At 58.4% G+C, this 19193-nt stretch carries 16 protein-coding genes and 1 tRNA gene; 8 read left to right on the top strand and 9 right to left on the bottom strand.

The window, feature by feature from the left end:
* Window position 1 precedes the first annotated feature (1 nt).
* On the bottom strand, window positions 2-1636 hold the full coding sequence (gene cimA, locus AC2FFD_RS19205; protein WP_170344166.1) for a citramalate synthase: 1635 nt from the start codon (window positions 1634-1636) through the stop codon (window positions 2-4).
* Complete coding sequence (gene cysS / locus AC2FFD_RS19200) at window positions 1636-3033, bottom strand: cysteine--tRNA ligase (protein ID WP_496873863.1); 1398 nt, start codon at window positions 3031-3033, stop codon at window positions 1636-1638. The genes cimA and cysS overlap by 1 nt, the downstream gene beginning before the upstream one ends.
* 218 nt (window positions 3034-3251) lie before the next feature.
* Here cysS and AC2FFD_RS19195 point away from each other — a divergent pair, with 218 nt between their 5' ends.
* Window positions 3252-3596, top strand: a complete 345-nt coding sequence (locus AC2FFD_RS19195) for an MmcQ/YjbR family DNA-binding protein (RefSeq protein WP_170344164.1) — start codon at window positions 3252-3254, stop codon at window positions 3594-3596.
* 56 nt (window positions 3597-3652) lie between these two features.
* Window positions 3653-4840: a pyridoxal phosphate-dependent aminotransferase gene (locus tag AC2FFD_RS19190; protein WP_496873862.1), complete on the top strand. Its 1188-nt coding sequence runs from the start codon at window positions 3653-3655 to the stop codon at window positions 4838-4840.
* A gap of 8 nt (window positions 4841-4848) precedes the next feature.
* Here the strand turns inward: AC2FFD_RS19190 and AC2FFD_RS19185 are convergent, their stop codons facing one another.
* A complete protein-coding gene (locus tag AC2FFD_RS19185; RefSeq protein ID WP_257600797.1) occupies window positions 4849-5379 on the bottom strand; it encodes an outer membrane protein in 531 nt (176 codons plus the stop codon).
* A gap of 400 nt (window positions 5380-5779) precedes the next feature.
* On the opposite strand from AC2FFD_RS19185, the gene AC2FFD_RS19180 reads away from it, so the two are divergent.
* Window positions 5780-7324: a trimethylamine methyltransferase family protein gene (locus tag AC2FFD_RS19180; protein ID WP_496873861.1), complete on the top strand. Its 1545-nt coding sequence runs from the start codon at window positions 5780-5782 to the stop codon at window positions 7322-7324.
* A 45-nt stretch (window positions 7325-7369) separates the two neighbouring features.
* On the opposite strand, the gene AC2FFD_RS19175 is transcribed toward AC2FFD_RS19180, so the two are convergent.
* Both AC2FFD_RS19175 and AC2FFD_RS19170 read right to left on the bottom strand, forming a co-directional pair.
* Window positions 7370-7615, bottom strand: coding sequence for an EF-hand domain-containing protein (locus AC2FFD_RS19175; RefSeq protein WP_117868858.1), 246 nt, complete (start codon window positions 7613-7615; stop codon window positions 7370-7372).
* Window positions 7616-8154: 539 nt separating this feature from the next.
* The gene (locus AC2FFD_RS19170; protein WP_496873860.1) at window positions 8155-11775 is read right to left on the bottom strand and encodes a vitamin B12-dependent ribonucleotide reductase; all 3621 of its coding nucleotides are present in this window, start codon (window positions 11773-11775) and stop codon (window positions 8155-8157) included.
* Window positions 11776-12317: 542 nt separating this feature from the next.
* Between AC2FFD_RS19170 and AC2FFD_RS19165 the strand changes: the two genes are divergently transcribed.
* Window positions 12318-12752, top strand: a complete 435-nt coding sequence (locus tag AC2FFD_RS19165; RefSeq protein WP_496873859.1) for a hypothetical protein — start codon at window positions 12318-12320, stop codon at window positions 12750-12752.
* A gap of 11 nt (window positions 12753-12763) precedes the next feature.
* Here AC2FFD_RS19165 and AC2FFD_RS19160 read toward each other — a convergent pair.
* From AC2FFD_RS19160 to pdxH, 4 genes are all read right to left on the bottom strand, one after another.
* A tRNA-Pro gene (locus AC2FFD_RS19160) sits at window positions 12764-12840 on the bottom strand.
* Window positions 12841-12883: 43 nt separating this feature from the next.
* Window positions 12884-13351, bottom strand: a complete 468-nt coding sequence (locus tag AC2FFD_RS19155; RefSeq protein ID WP_496873858.1) for a DUF192 domain-containing protein — start codon at window positions 13349-13351, stop codon at window positions 12884-12886.
* A 5-nt stretch (window positions 13352-13356) separates the two neighbouring features.
* Window positions 13357-13863 carry a cold-shock protein gene (locus tag AC2FFD_RS19150; protein ID WP_174818371.1) on the bottom strand — a complete coding sequence of 169 codons (507 nt, stop codon included), beginning with the start codon at window positions 13861-13863 and terminating at the stop codon, window positions 13357-13359.
* A gap of 142 nt (window positions 13864-14005) precedes the next feature.
* A complete protein-coding gene (gene pdxH, locus AC2FFD_RS19145) occupies window positions 14006-14611 on the bottom strand; it encodes a pyridoxamine 5'-phosphate oxidase (RefSeq protein ID WP_170344157.1) in 606 nt (201 codons plus the stop codon).
* Between the two features lie 135 nt (window positions 14612-14746).
* Here pdxH and fabI point away from each other — a divergent pair, with 135 nt between their 5' ends.
* From fabI to AC2FFD_RS19125, 4 genes are all read left to right on the top strand, one after another.
* Window positions 14747-15553 carry an enoyl-ACP reductase FabI gene (fabI, locus tag AC2FFD_RS19140; RefSeq protein ID WP_170344156.1) on the top strand — a complete coding sequence of 269 codons (807 nt, stop codon included), beginning with the start codon at window positions 14747-14749 and terminating at the stop codon, window positions 15551-15553.
* Window positions 15554-15557: 4 nt separating this feature from the next.
* Window positions 15558-16067: a xanthine phosphoribosyltransferase gene (gene gpt / locus AC2FFD_RS19135; protein ID WP_170344155.1), complete on the top strand. Its 510-nt coding sequence runs from the start codon at window positions 15558-15560 to the stop codon at window positions 16065-16067.
* A 21-nt stretch (window positions 16068-16088) separates the two neighbouring features.
* The gene (locus AC2FFD_RS19130) at window positions 16089-17264 is read left to right on the top strand and encodes an aminotransferase (RefSeq protein WP_496873857.1); all 1176 of its coding nucleotides are present in this window, start codon (window positions 16089-16091) and stop codon (window positions 17262-17264) included.
* A gap of 80 nt (window positions 17265-17344) precedes the next feature.
* A complete protein-coding gene (locus AC2FFD_RS19125; protein ID WP_496873856.1) occupies window positions 17345-19186 on the top strand; it encodes a peptidylprolyl isomerase in 1842 nt (613 codons plus the stop codon).
* The last annotated feature ends 7 nt before the right edge of the window (window positions 19187-19193 follow it).

The following is a 19193-nucleotide window of genomic DNA, read 5'->3' as shown; positions in this document are numbered from 1 at the left end:
CTCACTCGGCCGCTGCCTTTTGCGGATCACAATCACGGACCAGTTTCCACTGGATCGCATCCAGCAGCGCCTCAAAGGACGCATCAACTATGTTCGCACTCACGCCAACGGTCGACCAGCGCCGCCCCTGACCGTCTTCGCTGTCGATGATGACGCGGGTCACCGCCTCGGTCCCGCCCTGGGTGATACGGACCTTGAAATCGACAAGGCGCATGTCTGACAGGACCTGCGAGTATTGACCCAGATCCTTCGCCAACGCTTTGGCCAGCGCGTTCACAGGCCCCCTGTCGTTGCCGGACTCGTCCATGGATTCGCTGACCGACAGTTTCTTTTCACCGTCCACTTTCACCACGACGACAGCCTCGGACAGGCTGACCATCTTGTTGTATTTGTTCTTCCGACGCTCAACAGTGACCTTGTAGCGCTTGACCTCGAAGAATTCTGGCAGTTGCCCCAGTTCATCCCGCGCCAACAGTTCGAAACTGGCCTGTGCGGTGTCATAGGAATACCCTTCAGCTTCACGGAGCTTGATCCGTTCAAGGATGCGGCCCAATGCGGGATCGCCGGATTCAACGCTCAGCCCTGCTTCGGTCAGACGTTTGCGCAAGTTCGACTGGCCAGCCTGGTTCGACATCGGAATGATGCGTTCATTGCCAACGCTCGCCGGGTCCACGTGTTCATAAGTCGACGGGTCCTTGAGGATCGCGCTGGCGTGCAACCCAGCCTTATGCGCGAAGGCCGATGCGCCTACATAAGCCGCCTGCTTGCTGGGCACCCGGTTCAGAACATCATCCAACATGCGGCTGGTTCGGGTCAGCCCGGCCAACGCATCAAGGCTGACGCCTGTTGCAAACTGCGAGGCGTAGGGTTCTTTCAGCAGCAATGTCGGGATCAGCGCCGTCAGGTTTGCGTTGCCACAACGTTCACCCAGACCATTCAGCGTTCCCTGAATTTGCCGCGCACCTGCTTCGACAGCCGCCAGAGAACAGGCCACTGCGTTCTCGGTGTCGTTATGGGTGTGGATACCCAACCGTTCACCCGGCAGGCCTGCCGCGATCACTTCGGACACGATCCGCCCGACCTCGGACGGCAACGCGCCACCGTTGGTATCGCATAGCACAACCCATCTCGCACCCGCCTCCAGTGCCGCACGGCAAACTTCGGTCGCGTATTCCGGGTTGTCCTTGTACCCGTCAAAGAAATGTTCCGCATCGAACAGCGCCTCGCGCCCTTGCGCAACGATATGTGCCACCGAAGCACGAACGTTTTCCGTGTTCTCTTCAAGCGAAATACCAAGCGCATCGGTCACGTGATAGTCATGAGACTTGCCAACCAGACAAACGGCCTGCGTTCCCGCATTCATCACCGCAGCCAGCACATCGTCATTCTCGGCCGAGCGCCCCGCCCGCTTGGTCATGCCAAAGGCCGTCAACCGGGCCGCAGTCTTTGGGGCGGCGTCAAAAAACGCGCTGTCGGTGGGGTTGGCGCCGGGCCAACCGCCTTCGATGTAATCCACCCCCAATGCGTCCAGCGCCTGTGCGATCTGCACCTTTTCAGCGGTCGAGAACTGCACGCCCTGCGTCTGCTGCCCGTCGCGCAGAGTGGTGTCATAGAGGTAGAGGCGTTCCCTGGTCATCAAACCTCCTCCAGCTTGGCGGCATCAAACCCCGCGCCCGGCACCAGTTCGACACCTTCCTTGCTCATTCGAACCTCAAGCCCTGCCGCTACATACGCAGCCTTGAGTCGATCGACCTCCGAGAAATCCTTGTTTTGCATTGCAGCTACGCGCGCCTTCGCCAAGCGATCTGCATAGGCACTAAGGTCTATGGACGCCGTGTCCGCCCACGACGGGACATCTTTGCCCAACAAGCCCAAAAATTGCAGAGAATGTCGCAACCCCACGACTTCGTCAGCGATGGATAGCTGGTGGAGCTCGGCGATAGCACCGGCTGTGTTCAGGTCGTCGGCCAAAAAGTTAACGATTTGAGGATGCGGCTCGCCATAACCAACCCCTTGCGCGGCCTGCGCGTAGAATTTGCGCAAGGTTCGCTCCGCCTCACGGGCCTTCTTCTCGGTCCAGTCCATCGGCTTGCGATAATGCGTCTGCAAGAAGACAAAGCGGATCACTTCGCCCGGAACGCCCTGTTCCAGCAGATCATGCACGGTAAAGAAATTGCCCAGCGATTTGGACATCTTCTTGCCTTCGACCTGCAACATCTCGTTATGCAGCCAGACCCGCGCGAATTCACCCTGCGGGTGCGCGCATTTGCTCTGGGCGATCTCGTTTTCGTGATGCGGGAACATCAGGTCGTTGCCGCCGCCATGGATGTCGAAACTCTCGCCCAGTAACTCATAGCTCATGGCCGAGCATTCGATATGCCAGCCCGGACGCCCCCGTCCCCACGGCGACTCCCAACCGGGCAGTTCATCGTCCGAGGGTTTCCACAAGACGAAATCCATCGGGTTCTTCTTGTAGGGCGCCACCTCGACCCTCGCGCCCGCGATCATGTCATCGACCGAGCGCCCCGACAGCTTGCCGTAGCTCTCTTTCCAGCTGTCCACCGCAAACAGAACATGGCCTTCGGCGGCATAGGCATGGCCCTTGGCGATCAGATCCTCGATCATTGCGATCATCTGAGCGATATACTGGGTCGCACGCGGCATCTCGTTCGGCTCCAACGTGCCCAAAGCACCCATATCATGCAGGTACCAGCCGATGGTTTCATCCGACCGTTCCTGCACCAATTGTTCCAGCGTACCTTCCGCACCCGCCTGTTTGCGGGCCAGCGCCGTGGCGTTGATCTTGTCGTCTACGTCGGTGAAGTTGCGCACATAGGTCACGTGCTCTGCGCCATAGACATGGCGCAACAGACGATACAGCACATCGAACACCACCACCGGCCGTGCGTTGCCCAGATGCGCGCGGTCATAGACCGTCGGACCACAGACATACATCCGCACGTTATCAGGGTCGATCGGTACGAAATCTTCCTTCGTCCGCGTCCGCGTGTTGTGCAGCTTGATCGTCGTCATCGGTCGGGCTCCTAGAAAACAGCAAAGGCTTGCGCGTTGGCGCGGGCTTAGCAACTTGTCTCAGGGATGAAAACGAAAGAAACCGGCCCGCTTGATAAATCAGCAGGTAATGCAGCAGATAATGATGCAGGTCACCGGGTTCATGCCTCTCGGTTAGCACGGGAACCCCGCCAAGCCAAGCGTTGAGTTTGCTCACCCGGTCCGGCAGAGTGCCAGTCATGGATCGAGACTTCATCAATTCCATCTGCAAGGAATTTCCTGGAGCCGAGCTGTCAGACCCGTGGGGCGGCGGTCATGACGCGTGGAAGGTTGGCGGCAAGATGTTTGCCTGTATCGGAACTGCAAATGACGGCGTGTCGGTCAAAACACCCGACGTGGAAACGGCTCAGATGGTGATTGATGCCGGTGTCGCGGTGAAAGCCCCCTATTTTCACCGCAGCTGGGTCCGCCTGCCGTTTGATGCCGAGACCGAGGAGCTGCGCCATCGTTTGACGGTTTCCTATGATCTCGTTCGCGCTTCGTTGACTAAAAAGCTTCAGGCGAAGCTGCCACCGCGAAGCTGATTGACAAACGGCCACTGCTCTGCCCCATTCAGCGCAAGGCAAGCAGGGGCGATGGGATGAAACTGTCTGAACGCATCACGCAGATCACCGGCGGCGGCAGCGATGGCTGGGACGTGTTTTATCGCGCCCGCCGGATGCAGAGCGAAGGACAAGCCGTAACAGAACTGACGATCGGTGAACATGACACCCGAACCGACCCTTCGATTCTTCAGGCGATGGAGCTGTCGGCCCGCAACGGCCACACAGGTTACGCGATGGTGCCCGGCACGGAACTGCTGCGCGACACGGTCGCCGCTCGGGTTCAGACCCGCACAGGTGTTCCGACCTCTCGGAACAATGTTCTGATCACCCCCGGCGGGCAAGCCGCCCTGTTCGCGGCACATATGGCCGTGTGCGATCCCGGTGATGTCGGATTGTATCTCGACCCCTACTACGCCACCTATCCCGGCACGATTCGGGGCGTTGGCGCCGTGGCCCGCGCGGTTCAAACCACCGCTGAAGGCGCTTTCCAGCCCAAAGCCGAGCGGATCGATGCCGCTGCTGAAGGCGCGGTTTCGCTGTTGATCAACACGCCGAACAATCCGACCGGCGTGGTCTATTCCCGTCAATCGCTCGAGGCGGTCGCTGATGTTTGCAAACGGCGCGATCTTTGGCTGATTTCGGATGAGGTGTACGACACCCAGGTCTGGGACGGCGAGCACATTTCGCCGCGTGCGCTGCCCGACATGGCAGAGCGAACGCTTGTGGTTGGATCCATGTCCAAGTCCCATGCCATGACCGGGTCTCGGTGTGGATGGGTCGTCGGCCCCGAGGATGTCATCGCCCATCTGATCAATCTGGCGACCCACACCACCTACGGCGTTCCCGGGTTCGTACAGGACGCCTCCAGCTTTGCGCTGACCGCGGGTGTTGAACTGGAAGAAAAAATCGCCGCCCCGTTCCGCCGCCGGCGTGCCCTGGCAATGGATATTCTGGCCTCGCAAAACACCGTAGGCCTCGTCCCCGCGCAGGGTGCCATGTATCTGATGCTGGATATCCGCGCGACCGGGTTGTCGGGGGACGCGTTTGCCAACGCGCTGCTGGACGCACACAGAATTGCCGTCATGCCCGGCGAAAGCTTCGGCAAGGCCGCTGCCGGGCACGTACGGGTGGCCATGACCGTGGCGGATGAACGCTTTGCGGATGCGCTGAAAACGCTGTGCAAATTCGCGTCGCAACTTGCGAGGAAGCACGCAGCTGAATAAGCCTGTTGTCAGAAACGGAACGTTGTACGCAGGTTGAAGACGTTGGATTCCAGACCACCGGTGGATCGGGTCACATCATCGAAGTCTTGCCGCAGCGCTTCACCGCTGATGACAAAATTCTCGCCAATCGGATAAGCGATGCCGATTCCGTAAACGGCGGCGGTATCGCTGTCGACGGATGTTTCGGCCCGTGCCGCGCCAACGACGACATACCCCAGCGCACTGCCGAAATCGTACCCGCCACGCAGTTTCAAACGCGTCATGCTGTCCAAGCTTCCCTGAGATTGGCTGAGGTTCAGGGACAGGCGGTTGTATTCAAGTTCACCGCCCAGAACGAAAGCCCCGAAATCCTGGTCATAGCCTACATGCGCACCAAAGGCGGTGTCGTCCCCGCTTGATCCACCCGGTCCATCCGCATCCGCGTACCCAAAGCTGAGCCCAACGTAACCTCCTGTCCAATCCTCTGCCATAACCGGGCTGGCGCTGGCCGTCAGAGCCACGACAATCAGGACAGAAAAAAGTTCAAAAGTCTGTTTCAACGCGATTTCACTCGGGATTCAGATCATGTCTAGCTTTGAATTCAACTGGGATCGCTTTTGTCAGAGTTCAATTCCTTGCACGCAAAGCTCAAGAGTAAGTGAATGCAGTATAACAGATTTCTGTCACCGCGGGAGAAAATCTGCCTCAGAATTCCGTCAGTGGACCGTTGGGCAGATATTTGCTGAAGTTAATTCCGTTGAGGTCGCAAACAGAACAGATTGCGTCGCCGTGTTTTGGAACTCTTGCGCCAAACGTTGAGAGGCGGAATGACTGACCACGACTGGAAAATCAGCCTGATCAGCCGCACCATTGGTGCGGACCGGGGGCGTGCAGCGAGAGGGCGGCCGTAAGCGGCCATTTGCCAGTTCCCCAAACACCTCTCACAGATCGGAAAGACAAATGAACGACCAATCCCGCAACACATCGCGCAGCGGCGGTCGCGCTGCGCGTCGCGCTGCCCGTGCAACCGCATTGCCTGAACATCTGCGCCCCGTGCGCCCCGGTATGGAAGGCGGTGTCCTGAATGTCCTGACCCAGGCACAGATCGAACGTATCCACGAGGCCGCCCTGACCGCATTGGAAACCATTGGTCTGGCGGACGCGCCGCAAAGCGGGATCGACTATCTGGTCGGTGCAGGCTGCATACTGGGCGACGATGGCCGCATCCGCTTTCCCCGTGCCCTTGTCGAAGACACGATCGCAAAAGCGAACCGCAAGGTCACATTGTACAGCCGCGATGGAAAAACCGATCTGGACCTGACCGGTACCAAAGTACATTACGGCACGGCTGGTGCCGCCGTTTCCATGGTCGACGTGCATGGTCGCGAGTATCGCGATTCAACCGTTCAGGATTTGCACGATGCCGCACGCATCTGCCAACAGCTTGACAATATTCACTTTGTTCAACGCCCCATGGTCTGTCGCGATATCGCCGACAACCTGGAAATGGACCTGAACACGATCTACGCAAGTTGTTCGGGAACGTTCAAACATATCGGCACGTCCTTCACGGAACCCAGCCACGTCGCCCCCGCGATGGAGATGATCTACATGATCGCGGGCGGCGAGGACAAATATCGCGAGCGACCTTTCGTGTCGAACTCGAACTGCTTCGTCGTCCCTCCGATGAAATTCGCCACTGAAAGCTGCGAAGTGATGGAGGAGTGCATCAAGGCCGGGATGCCGGTGCTGTTGCTGTCAGCCGGTATGGCCGGTGCCACCGCGCCATCAACCATCGCCGGAGCAATCACCCAAGCCACGGCGGAATGCTTTGCGGGATTGGTTTATGTAAACGCCGTAAGTCCCTGCGCACCCGCAGTTTTCGGCACCTGGCCCTTTGGTCTTGATCTGCGGACCGGCGCAATGTCCATCGGTTCCGGAGAACAAGCCCTGCTGACGGCAGGCTGCGCCCAGATGCACCGTTTCTACGACTTGCCTGGGGGTGCGGCGGCCGGTGCATCAGATTCGAAGCTGCCCGACATGCAGGCCGGGTGGGAACAGATGTGCTCGAACGTGATGGCGGGGCTGTCCGGGTTGAACATGGTTTATGAAGCCGCTGGCATGCACGCCTCGCTGCTGGGTTTCTGCTTTGAAAGCCTCATTCTCAGCGACGACCTGATCGGTCAGGCACTGCGCTGTGTGCGCGGGATCGAAGTGACCGATGAAACCCTGGCTTTGGATCAGATCGCATCCGTGTGCATGGGCGGCCCCGGTCATTATCTGGGCACCGATGCGACCCTCAGCCGGATGCAGGCCGACTATGTCTATCCGACCTTTGGTGACCGCTCGTCCCCCAAGGAGTGGGTGGAGCTTGGCAAACCGGATCTGGTTGAAAAGGCAGTGGCCCGAAAGAATGAAATCCTGTCCACCCCGTCGGCGGCCCGGTTCGACCCGCTTCTGGACGCAGAGATTCGGGAAAAATTCAACATTCACTTGCCGTTATAGCATCTGAAAAAGCGGCCCGATGAGTGTCGGGCCGCCCTTTCTTGTTTACCCGTTGCTGGGTGGAAGCAAACCTGCCTCTTGCGCAACGGCCACTTCATCAGCATCCAGCGCCCCGTCGCCGTTTGCGTCCATCGCCGAGAAAGTGTCGGCGTCGACGTCGGGCAACACGGCCTGGATTTCTTCGATGGTCAGAACGCCATCGCCATTGGCATCGGTTGAGGACTGCGCCGAGAGCACTCCCGGCAGGGTCAGAGCAGCGATGGAAATCCCAATCAAGTACTGCGGTTTCATTTTGGTGCCTCCTGGATAGATTGATTATGTCTTCGTCCGGACAGGCCCCAGAAACACCGCAACAGCCGCAGGCGTCACCCGTTTTGCGCGATCGGGAGGAAATCGCGCCAATCCTTGCGTGTTTGACCGAGTCGGAGTCGCGAAGCACCGCCGGGCAAAACCTTGCCAGACCCATTTCGGCGGGACATGCCCGAAAGGCCTTGTCTGATCCGGCAAGACTGCGCTTATCCGGGCAACCACGCAAAAAAAGAAAGGGGGCCGAAGCCCCCTGTCAGTTTCGCCATCCAGGCTCATTTCGTTGACCGCCCGGTGTTTTTTTGCCTGCGGCCTGGACGTCGCATGGAACGAGCGCACCCGTTCCGTGAAAGAGTGGGAGGGAGCAAATATTCCGCCCCACCCTGTTCCCGGCCAACACGGGCATGTCGGCCGAGTGAAGAAAGGACATCCGGTAAGTCTTGTGCCCTTTCTTCGTATTCGTCGGGGTCGGTTACCTAGGGCAGCGTCCGACCCCTACGCCCCGGGGTGCCGGGGCGCTGTCCTTAGCTACACCCGCTTGTCGCGCCACAGGTGTTGCATTTCATGCAGGTGCCGTTGCGCACCAGCGTGTAGTTTCCGCATTCGCCGCAGGGATCGCCCTCGTACCCCTGCATCTTGGCCTTCGTGCGGGCGTCCATGCCGGTGGCCACCGCCGTTTCGGCTGCCGGTGCTTCGAAGGAAGCTGCCGGTTCAGCCATGCCGTTCACCTCGACCTGACCGGAGTTGAACACCGCCAGATCTTGCGGCAAGCGCTTGCGCAGATAGCCGGTGGAGCTGATTTGTTTCAGCACTTCCAACGACTTAGACGCGGCTGTTTCGCTGATTTCCGAAACGTTCGAGACACCCTCGTCTTCGCCCCGGCCCAGATCATCGAAGGTTGCGCCTTCGGGTTTCACATGGGCCAGATCGGTACGATCCAGATAAGACACGGCCAATTCGCGGAAGATGTAATCCAGGATCGACGTCGCGTTCTTGATCGAGTCGTTGCCCTGCACCATCCCCGCGGGTTCGAACTTGGTGAAGGTGAAGGCGTCCACGAATTCTTCCAGCGGCACGCCGTATTGCAGACCAACCGACACGGCGATGGCAAAGTTGTTCATCATCGCCCGGAAGCCAGCGCCTTCCTTGTGCATGTCGATGAAAATCTCGCCCAACTGGCCGTCTTCGAACTCACCGGTGCGCAGATAGACCTTGTGGCCACCGACGATTGCCTTCTGGGTATAGCCCTTGCGGCGATGCGGCAGTTTCTCGCGATGGCTGCGGATGATTTCCTTGACCACAACCTTCTCGATCACCTTCTCGGCCAGAACGACGGCCTTTTCCTGCGCCGAGCCGCTTTCCAGCACCTCTGCCGCCTCGTCGTCATCCTCGACCAGTGCTGCCGCCAGCGGTTGCGACAGTTTCGAGCCGTCACGATAAAGCGCGTTGGCCTTCACACCCAGCGACCAGCTGAGTTCATAGGCTTTCTGACAGTCTTCGATGGTCGCGTCATTCGGCATGTTGATCGTCTTCGAGATCGCACCCGAAATGAAGCTCTGTGCCGCCGCCATCATGGTGATATGGCTGTCAACACCAAGGAAACGCTTGCCTTTTTTTCCGCACGGGTTGGCACAATCGAAGATTGCGTAGTGTTCTTCCTTCAGATGCGGCGCACCTTCCAGTGTCATGGTTCCGCAGACGTGATCGTTGGCCGCGTCGATATCCGCCTTGGTAAAGCCCAGATGGCGCAGCAGGTCGAATGTCGGATCGTTCAGCTTGGTCGCCGGGATGCCAAGAACGCCGGTGCAGAAATCCTCGCCCAGCGTCCACTGGTTGAAGACGAACCGGATATCGAAGGCGCTTTCCAGCGCCGCGTCCACCTTTGCCAGTTCATTCGGGCCAAAGCCGTGACCGGTCAGCGAGGTGTGGTTGATCCCCGGCGCGTTGCCGATTGTGCCGTGACCAACGGCATAGGACACGATCTCTTCGATCTGCGACGAGGAATAGCCCAGCTTTTCCAGCGCCGAAGGCACCGAGCGGTTGATGATCTTGAAGTAACCGCCACCGGCCAGCTTCTTGAACTTTACCAGCGCAAAGTCAGGCTCGATCCCGGTGGTGTCGCAATCCATCACCAGACCAATGGTGCCGGTTGGCGCGATCACGGTGGCCTGCGCGTTGCGATAGCCGTTTTTCTCACCAAGGCTCAGCGCCTCATCCCAGGCTGACATGGCCAGATCGACCAGACGCTTGTCCGGGCAGTTGCCGTGATCCAGCGGCACCGGCTTGACCGCCAGTTTCTCGTATCCGTCTGTCACGCCCTGCGCCGCACGGCGGTGGTTGCGGATGACGCGCAGCATATGCTCGGCGTTGCGTTCATAGCCTTTGAACGGGCCAAGCTCTCCGGCAATCTCAGCCGATGTCGCATAGGCCACGCCGGTCATGATCGCGGTCAGCGCGCCACAGATCGCCCGGCCTTCGTCCGAGTCATAGCTGTATCCCATGTTCATCAGCAGACCGCCGATATTGGCATAACCCAGTCCCAGGGTGCGGAAGTCATAGGACAACTGCGCGATTTCCTTCGATGGGAATTGCGCCATCGTTACCGAGATTTCCAGCGTCAGGGTCCACAGGCGCGAGGCATGCATGTAATCCGCCGCCTGGAACTCACCATCCTTGAGGAAGGTCAGCAGGTTCATCGAGGCCAGGTTACAGGCCGTGTCATCCAGGAACATGTATTCCGAGCACGGGTTCGAGCCGCGGATCTCGCCATCTTCGGGGCATGTGTGCCACTCGTTGACCGTATCATGGAACTGGATGCCCGGATCGGCGCAGGCCCATGCCGCATGACCGACCTTTTCCCACAGATCACGCGCCTTGACCACCTTGGCCACCTTGCCGTCGGTGCGGTTGATCAACTCCCAATCGGCATCCTTTTCAACCGCCTTGAGGAACGCATTGGTCACGCGGATCGAGTTGTTCGAGTTCTGGCCCGAAACCGAGCTGTACGCCTCTGAATCCCAGTCTGTATCATAGGTCGGGAACTCGATGCTGTCGTGGCCCTGCTTGGCATAATCCAAGACGCGCTTGATGTAAGTTTCTGGGATCGCGACCTTTTTCGCTCCACGAACCGCCTTCTTCAGCGCGTCGTTCTTGTTCGGATCATAGGCGTCATCGGCAGATCCATCCCAAGATCGGATGGCCTCGAAAATGCCGTTCAGCATCTTCTTGTGCATCTTCGATCCGGCAACGATCGAGGCCACCTTCTGTTCTTCGATCACCTTCCATTGGATGAATTGCTCGATGTCCGGGTGATCCGCATCGACGATGACCATCTTTGCTGCCCGACGGGTCGTTCCGCCTGATTTGATCGCGCCGGCGGCGCGGTCGCCGATCTTGAGAAAGCCCATGAGGCCCGAGGACTTGCCGCCGCCCGACAGCGCCTCGCCCTCTGCGCGCAGATGGCTGAAATTGGTCCCGGTTCCCGAGCCGTATTTGAACAGGCGCGCCTCGCGCACCCACAGATCCATGATGCCGCCTTCGTTCACCAGATCATCATCGACCGACTGGATGAAGCACGCGTGCGGCTGCGGATGTTCGTAGGCCGATTTGGATTTGGTCAGTTTGCCGGTCTTGTAATCGACATAATGGTGCCCCTGCGCCGGGCCATCGATCCCGTAAGCCCAGTGCAGGCCCGTGTTGAACCACTGCGGTGAGTTCGGCGCCGCGCGCTGGGTCGCCAGCATAAAGCGCATCTCGTCGAAATAGGCGCGCGCGTCTTCCTCGGTCGAGAAATAGCCGCCCTTCCAGCCCCAATAGGCCCAGGCTCCGGCCAGACGGTCGAACACTTGCTTCGAGGAAGTTTCTCCTACGAACTCGGCGCCTTCAGCGGGAACCGAGCGCCACAGAAACTCGGGAACATCTTTTTCCTTCACTTTCTTGAGCTTGGTGGGCACGCCCGCCTTGCGAAAGTATTTCTGCGCAATCACATCACTTGCGACCTGCGACCAGCTGGAGGGGACTTCGATGTCATCCAGACGAAAAACGATTGTGCCGTCCGGATTTCTGATTTCAGACGTTGCAGACACAAAATTCAGTTCCGCATAGGCGTCCTGATCCGGTTTGGTGAATTTTCTTTCAATCTTCATGTCCGCAGCCCTGGTTAATACAGCTCAATTTCCGATTCCCGACACCAAATCTTGTGTTGCGGGGTGTCGCCCACAACGCCCTGAGACGCACGCAAAAAGGTACTGTTCGCTGTCTGAGACAGCGCAAAGCCGCAAATGCGACCGCACGTAAAACGATTGTGCTTTTCCGACCCTCGCCCGCTGCCTTTTCCGGATTATACACCAGATATTGTGGCAATCTCGTTGGCCCATACAATTTGACGTATGTTCCCATAGAAGGTCAACGCCCTTTTTCGGTCATTTTCCAAATCTTTTTTGTTGACCTGATGGTTGCGTAAAGTCTTCTGCGCGCAGGCCGCGATTCCTCCACAGCTTCATCCACGGCGTATTTCCGCCGATGTTTTGAATTCTCAAAATGAATTCCCGTTTTTACCAGCATAGTTATCGGTATTTGATCAACCAATGACATGCTGGTTACCCTGAAGGGGAATCAATACCGCCCAGGCAAACTGTCCCGCACCGTGTGCCGAACGGTCTACCCACGAGCGAGGGAGTTCAAGCGAATGAAGTTGTTTCATTTTATCCCGGCCACAGCCTGCATCGTGGCGTGCGCACCACAGGATGTGCCCATCCCATCACGCAGCGCACAGTTCGACTCCTTCCCTCAACGACTGTTCGATACGTTCGAAACCAGTTGCTCGGGCCCAGGCGAGTCTTTCAGTAAAACCGGGAACCAAATCTTTGAATGCAGTGAGTTCCTGCCCCCAAAGGCCACAGCTTATTTGATTCTGAACTATGACGGTCATCCGCAGGACCTGCCCCAAAGCGTCATGCGCCTGACGTCGACGAAGACAAGCGCAGGGTATCGCGTGGACGCGCGTGTTTTCTTTCACGTCCCGCAAAAATCCGGTGCGGCGGTCGAAGTTCCGGTTGAAAGCAAGGTTCTGAACCAAGCCATCAGCGAGCTCTACCAGTCAATGGGTGGCTCGCCGAATTAGCTTGATGGAAATGGTCGGGGCGGCAGGATTCGAACCTACGACCCCCTGTACCCAAAACAGGTGCGCTACCAGACTGCGCCACGCCCCGGACCGTGCGCCTTCCTAACGATGCCGTTCTGATTTGAAAAGCCCTAACAGGGCCAAATTGCAGGTCCTTGCGAAAAAATTTCGTGCTTCATCTGTGTCCCGGGCCCGATGGAGTAGCGCGCGGACAATCCTGCATTGATTTCCAGCACCGCAAATACGGAATCGCCCCCTTCAATCGGCGTAAGATCACCCGGAATCGCCCCTTCATGCACACGAGTCACCAAACCGGTGCGATCCAGAAAAATCATATCCAGCGGGATCAGGGTGTTCTTCATCCAGAAGGCAACAGGCTGCGGCGGGTCAAAGACGAACAACATTCCGGATCGAGCCGGCAACGATTCGCGAAACATCAAACCGCGGGATCGCTCTTGCGGTGTAACGGCGATTTCCACGTCAAATTGCACCGTCGCACTGTCATTTCTGAGCGTGACACGGTCGGATCTGCATGCGGCAGCGGCAACTCCTGCCCACAACGTTAAGAATATGGTCAAGAGTATCCGAAGCCGTTTCATCCGGTTCAGCTGTCCAAAGCCGCTTCCCAGGCCAGAACCTGCGCGGCCATCCGACCCCGCTTGCCGTCGATCACCCTCATGGCCAGTGCTTCACCTGGTTGCAGATCGGCAAGCCCCGAACGGCGCAACACCTCGATATGAAGGAATACGTCTTCGCCGCGCCCGAAGACATTTGCAAATCCGAAACCTTTGCCCTTGTCGAACCATTTTACCCGTGCGGCTTCCAGCGGCGCTTCTGCGATGACCTCCGGATCCAGCTCGGCGAAATCAGCAAGCATCATCGAGTCGGTCCGCGCCGGCGGATCAATCGCGATGACCTCGACCGCCTGAACCCCCCGGTCCGTGCGATGTGTCATGATTTCAATGCTGGCACCGTCTGCGACCGAGCTCTGGCCGTAGTTGCGCAGAACATTCACGTGCAACAGAATATCCGGGCCGCCCTCTTCGGACACAACAAAGCCATACCCCTTGGCAGGGTCGAACCATTTTACGTGTCCACGGACGCGGTACATGTTGTTCAGGTCTTCTGGCACGGTTTTCCCATCGCGAATATCAACAGTTCGTTAAGGGTTTGTTGTTTAGGGGAATGGCAGGCAAATTCAAGCTGAAAAAATCGTTTGTTTTCTGCTTGTTGCATTTCACGACACGTGAACGTCATGGATTCAACCTTTCAACATGCCATGCCGATCCCGGCTCAATTCGTTGCCATCTGAACCGATCATGCAAGCGGAACGCTCCATCGGCCCAGAACTCAATCTCGGTGGGCGTCAATCTGTACCCGCCCCAAAATGGCGGACGCGGCGGATTTGGCCCTAGTTTCGCCGTCACTTTCGCGACTTCTGCCATCAAAGCTGTCCGGCTCGAAAGCGGTTGCGACTGCTTTGAAGCCCACGCGCCCAGCCGGCTTTTCAATGACCTTGATGCATAATACTCATCTGCCTGGGGCCCGTTTTCACGACTTATTGTACCACGAACGCGAAGTTGACGCCGCAAAGATTTCCAATGCATCACAAATGCAGCTTTTCCGGCGGTGTCCAGTTCCCTGGCCTTGGCGCTTTCGTAGTTTGTATAGAAAACAAACGAGTCCGCTTCGATTTCCTTTAGCAACACCATGCGTGCATTGGGCAAGCCATCCGGGTCAACGGTTGCAAGCGCAATCGCATTCGGGTCGTTCATTTCGGTTTCTTCAGCCTCAGCCAACCACCGGGCCGCTATTTCAAACGGATCGGAGCCAGCAAAGATGCCATCACGCTCGGTCATTTCCATCCCCTGGAAAGTATTAACGACGAACCTAAGGCGAGAACCCGCTGCGGGCAAGAGCGCACGGCCTTGATGCAACGCAACCAATGGCATAAACCAACTCAACATAACGCGAAGACAGGCGGAGAACCGAACATGTCAAATCAGTTGATGGCCGGCAAACGCGGCCTCATCATGGGACTGGCCAATGACAAATCAATCGCATGGGGAATCGCCCGCGCCTTGTCGAATGCCGGGGCCGAGCTGGCCTTTTCCTATCAGGGCGAGGCTTTGAAAAAGCGTGTCGACCCGCTGGCGGCGCAATTGGGCAGCGAAATCGTTCTGCCCTGCGACGTCAGTGACGAAGCATCCATCGACGCGCTCTTTGCAGCGCTGGAAGAGAAATGGGGCAAGCTGGACTTCATCGTCCACGCCATTGGCTTTTCCGACAAGAACGAGCTGCGCGGTCGCTATGTCGACACCAGTCGCGCGAATTTCAAACTGACGATGGATGTGTCGGTCTATTCTTTCACGGCCGTGATGCAGCGTGCTGAAAAGATGATGTCCGAGGGCGGCAGCGCTGTGACCCTGACCTATTACGGCGCTGAACAGGTCATGCCGCATTACAATGTCATGGGCGTCGCCAAGGCCGCGCTCGAGGCCTCGGTCAAATACCTGGCTGAGGATCTGGGCAAGGATGGCATCCGCGTGAACTCGATCTCGGCCGGTCCGATCAAAACCCTGGCCGCCAGCGGCATCGGCGATTTCCGCTATATCATGAAGTGGAACGAATATAACTCTCCCTTGCGTCGGAACGTGACCATTGACGATGTCGGAAACTCGGCGCTGTATCTTCTGTCGGATCTGTCCAGCGGCGTAACCGGTGAAAACCTGCATGTGGATTCCGGGTATCACATCGTCGGCATGAAGGCCGTTGACGCCCCGGACATGGAAAAAGGTTAAGAACATGAGCGCCAAGGACCGCCTGCCCCACGAAAAAGGCTTTCACATCAGCTGGGACCAGATTCATCGCGATTCGCGTGCACTGGCCTGGCGTCTTGACGGGCAAGGGCCCGATGATGGCAACTGGCGGGGTGTTGTCGCGATCACCCGCGGCGGCATGGCGCCTGCGATGATCGTCAGCCGCGAACTGGACATCCGTACGGTGGATACGATCAGTGTGCGTTCGTACCACCATCAGGAACAGGGTGAAGCAGAGGTGTTGAAATCTCCGGACGCCGACCTGATGGGCGACGGAACCGGTATTCTGATCATCGACGATCTGGTCGACAGTGGAAAGACGCTGGAACTGGTGCGGGAAATGTACCCGAACGCGCATTTCGCAACGGTTTACGCCAAACCCAAGGGCCGTCCGATGGTGGATACCTTCATCACCGAGGTCAGCCAGGACACATGGATCTTCTTCCCATGGGATATGGCCCTTCAATATGTCGAGCCGTATCGCGGCACCGATTGATTCCAGAACAGTAGACCGCACATGACGCTCAGCCGTACCGCCGCAACGTTCGCACCTCCGGTGATGGAGGCGCGCCGATGGGTCGAGGGCGTTTCCTTCCCATCCGACCGCCCGTTGATCAACGTAAGCCAGGCGGCCCCGGTCGATCCGCCGCCGCTGGCCTTGCGGCAGGCCATGGCCGAGTTCGCCGTTCGGGAAGACAGCGCGCATCTTTATGGCCCGGTTTTGGGCAATGACGATCTGCGCGCTGAACTGGCGGCGCAGATCAGTTCTCACTATGCAGCGCAGGTAGATTCACCCCGGATCGCCATCACATCAGGCTGCAATCAGGCGTTTTCGGCCGTGATATCGGCGATCACCGGCGAAGCCGATGAGGTCATTCTGCCAACCCCATGGTATTTCAACCATAAAATGTGGCTGGACATGGCAGGAGTACAAGCCGTGGACCTGCCGACCGGCGATGACCTTCTACCCGATCCAGAGCGTGCGCGCGGTTTGATTACGGAAAAGACCCGCGCCATTGCACTGGTCACGCCCAACAATCCGGGCGGCATCGAATACCCTGCCGAACTTGTCAGGGCCTTTTACAACCTGGCCCGTGAAACCGGGATTCGCCTGATCGTCGATGAAACCTATCGCGATTTCGACAGCCGCAGCGGCCCTCCGCATGATCTGTTTCAACAACCCGGATGGGACGAAACGCTTGTCCACCTGTACTCTTTTTCCAAGGCTTATCGTCTGACGGGCCACAGGGTTGGCGCCATCGCGACAAGCCCGGAGCTGTTGTCCGAGGTCGAGAAATTTTTGGATACTGTCGCCATTTGCCCCGGCCAGATCGGCCAGTTCGCTGCGTTGTGGGGTATGCAAAACCTGTCGCAATGGCTGGCCGGCGAGCGCGATGAAATTCTTGACCGCCGCGCAGCCATTGCAGAAGGGATGCCGGCGCTTGAAACCCGGGGTTGGCGGCTTTTGGGACTTGGCGCCTATTTTGCCTATCTCGAACATCCGTTCGACCTGTCGTCAGACGAGCTTGCGCGCCGTCTGGTCAGCGAAGCCGGTGTGCTGCTGTTGCCCGGAACCATGTTCATGCCCGATCATGACCCGGCTGGAAAACGGCAGGTACGCATTGCTTTTGCCAATCTGGATCGGGCCGGGCTGGGCCAATTGTTCGACCGGTTGCAGGACCTGTCCTTCTAAGCTTGCCCCTCGGCGGTGTGCGTCGTATTCAGGGCCGCAACCGACAGGGCAGAACTCTGCCAAAAAAACAAGAGGGCATCATGGCCGCAGGCGCTAAAAGTCTTTCGAAAACCTTTGTCTGGATTCTGATGGGCCTGCTGATGCTGGGCCTTGCGGGATTTGGCGCGGTCAACCTCAGCGGGACGATCCGCACAGTTGCGCAAGTCGGCGACGAAAGCATCTCGGTCGATGACTATGTGCGCGAATTGCAGCGCGAAATCCGAGCGGTCGAAGCACAATCCGGGCAGCCTTTGCAGATGTCGCAAGCGCGCGAGCTGGGTCTGGATCGAAACGCCCTTGCCCGCCTGACCGCTTTGGCAGCGCTGGACAACGAGGTCCGTCAGCTTGGGATTTCCATCGGCGATGAGAACCTTCAGCAAGAGATCATCTCGATCCCGGCGTTTCAGGGTGTCAACGGAACTTTTGACCGTGAATCCTATCGATTTCAGCTGGAACAGGTCGGCATGACCGATTCCGAATTCGAATCCGATCTGCGCAAGGAATCCGCCCGAACCATCGTGCAGGGCGCTATCATGGGCGGCGTGAAAATGCCCGCAACGATGACGGACACGATGGTCGACTACATCGGCGCGCGGCGCAGCTTTACGGTCGCAACTGTCGGGGCGGAAGCACTGGACACACCTGTGGCCGAACCAACGGACGCGCAGATCCAGGCATTCTACGATGACAACGGAGATCAGTTTACCCTGCCCCGCACCAAGCAGCTGACTTATGCGATTCTGTCGCCTGCAATGTTGGTGGACACGGTCGAAATCGACGAAGACGCGTTGCGGAAGCTTTATGAAGAACGGTCCGACGAATACAACCAACCCGAACGCCGTCTGGTTGAACGTCTGAACTTCCCAAGCGAACAGGCCGCCAAGGACGCTTTGGCGCAGCTCGAGGTTGGCGGCACGACCTTTGAACAGTTGGTTCGGGATCGCGATCTGGAACTGAACGACATCGATCTGGGCGACGTGACGCGTGAGGATCTGGGCGAAGCTGCGGACGCCGTTTTTGCGGCCGAGCTTGACGCTGTCGTGGGCCCGTTGCCTTCGGTGTTCGGTCCGGCCCTGTTCCGTGTCAACGGATCACTGGCCGCGAACAGTGTTCCATATGACGAGGCCGAGCCGGCACTTCGGGAAGAGTTGGCGACTGAACGCGCCCGCCGTCTGATCGAGGCGCAATCCGAAGATATCAACGACATGCTGGCGGGCGGTGCCACTCTGGAAGAACTGGCGGAAGAAACCGAAATGGAACTGGGTCAGATCGACTGGACCCGTGACAGCGACGAAGGCGTTGCGGCCTATGACGGGTTCCGAGCGGCCGCAGAAGCCGTGCAGGAAGGGGATTTCCCTGAAATTGCCTTCCTCGAAGACGGGTCAATTTTTGCCCTGCGCCTGGACGAGGTTCTGCCGCGCCGCCCGGAACCGCTGGAGAGCGCGCGCGACCGTGTCGCCGCGGCCTGGCAACAGGCCGAGACCAACAAAGCCCTGCGGGAAAAGGCGGATGCCATTCTGAACCAACTGGCAACTGACGGTGATTTTGCCGCGACCGGTCTGCCCTTCCGCGTCGAAAACGCCCTGACCCGCACCGCGTTTCTGGATGACGTTCCCGCCGATTTCATGACCGAAGTATTCGCCATGGAACCGGGCGAGTTGCGCGTTATTGGCGGCAACGGTGCGGCCTGGATTGTGCGTCTGGACGAAATCCTGCCGCCGGCGGATACGGATGAACTGCGCCAGTTGCATGATGCCCTGAGCACACAGATGGATCAGGCTCTGGCACAGAATATTTTCAACGCCTACGTACGTGATGCCCAGACCCGGGCGCGCCCCGTCGTGGATCAGCAGGCTCTGAACGCCGTGCAGGCGAGCTTTTAAACGAGAC

The sequence above is a fragment of the Ruegeria sp. YTSC002 genome, assembly GCF_059609845.1.
Note: the sequence above shows the minus strand (reverse complement) of the source record. Positions and strands in the feature narration are given on the sequence as shown.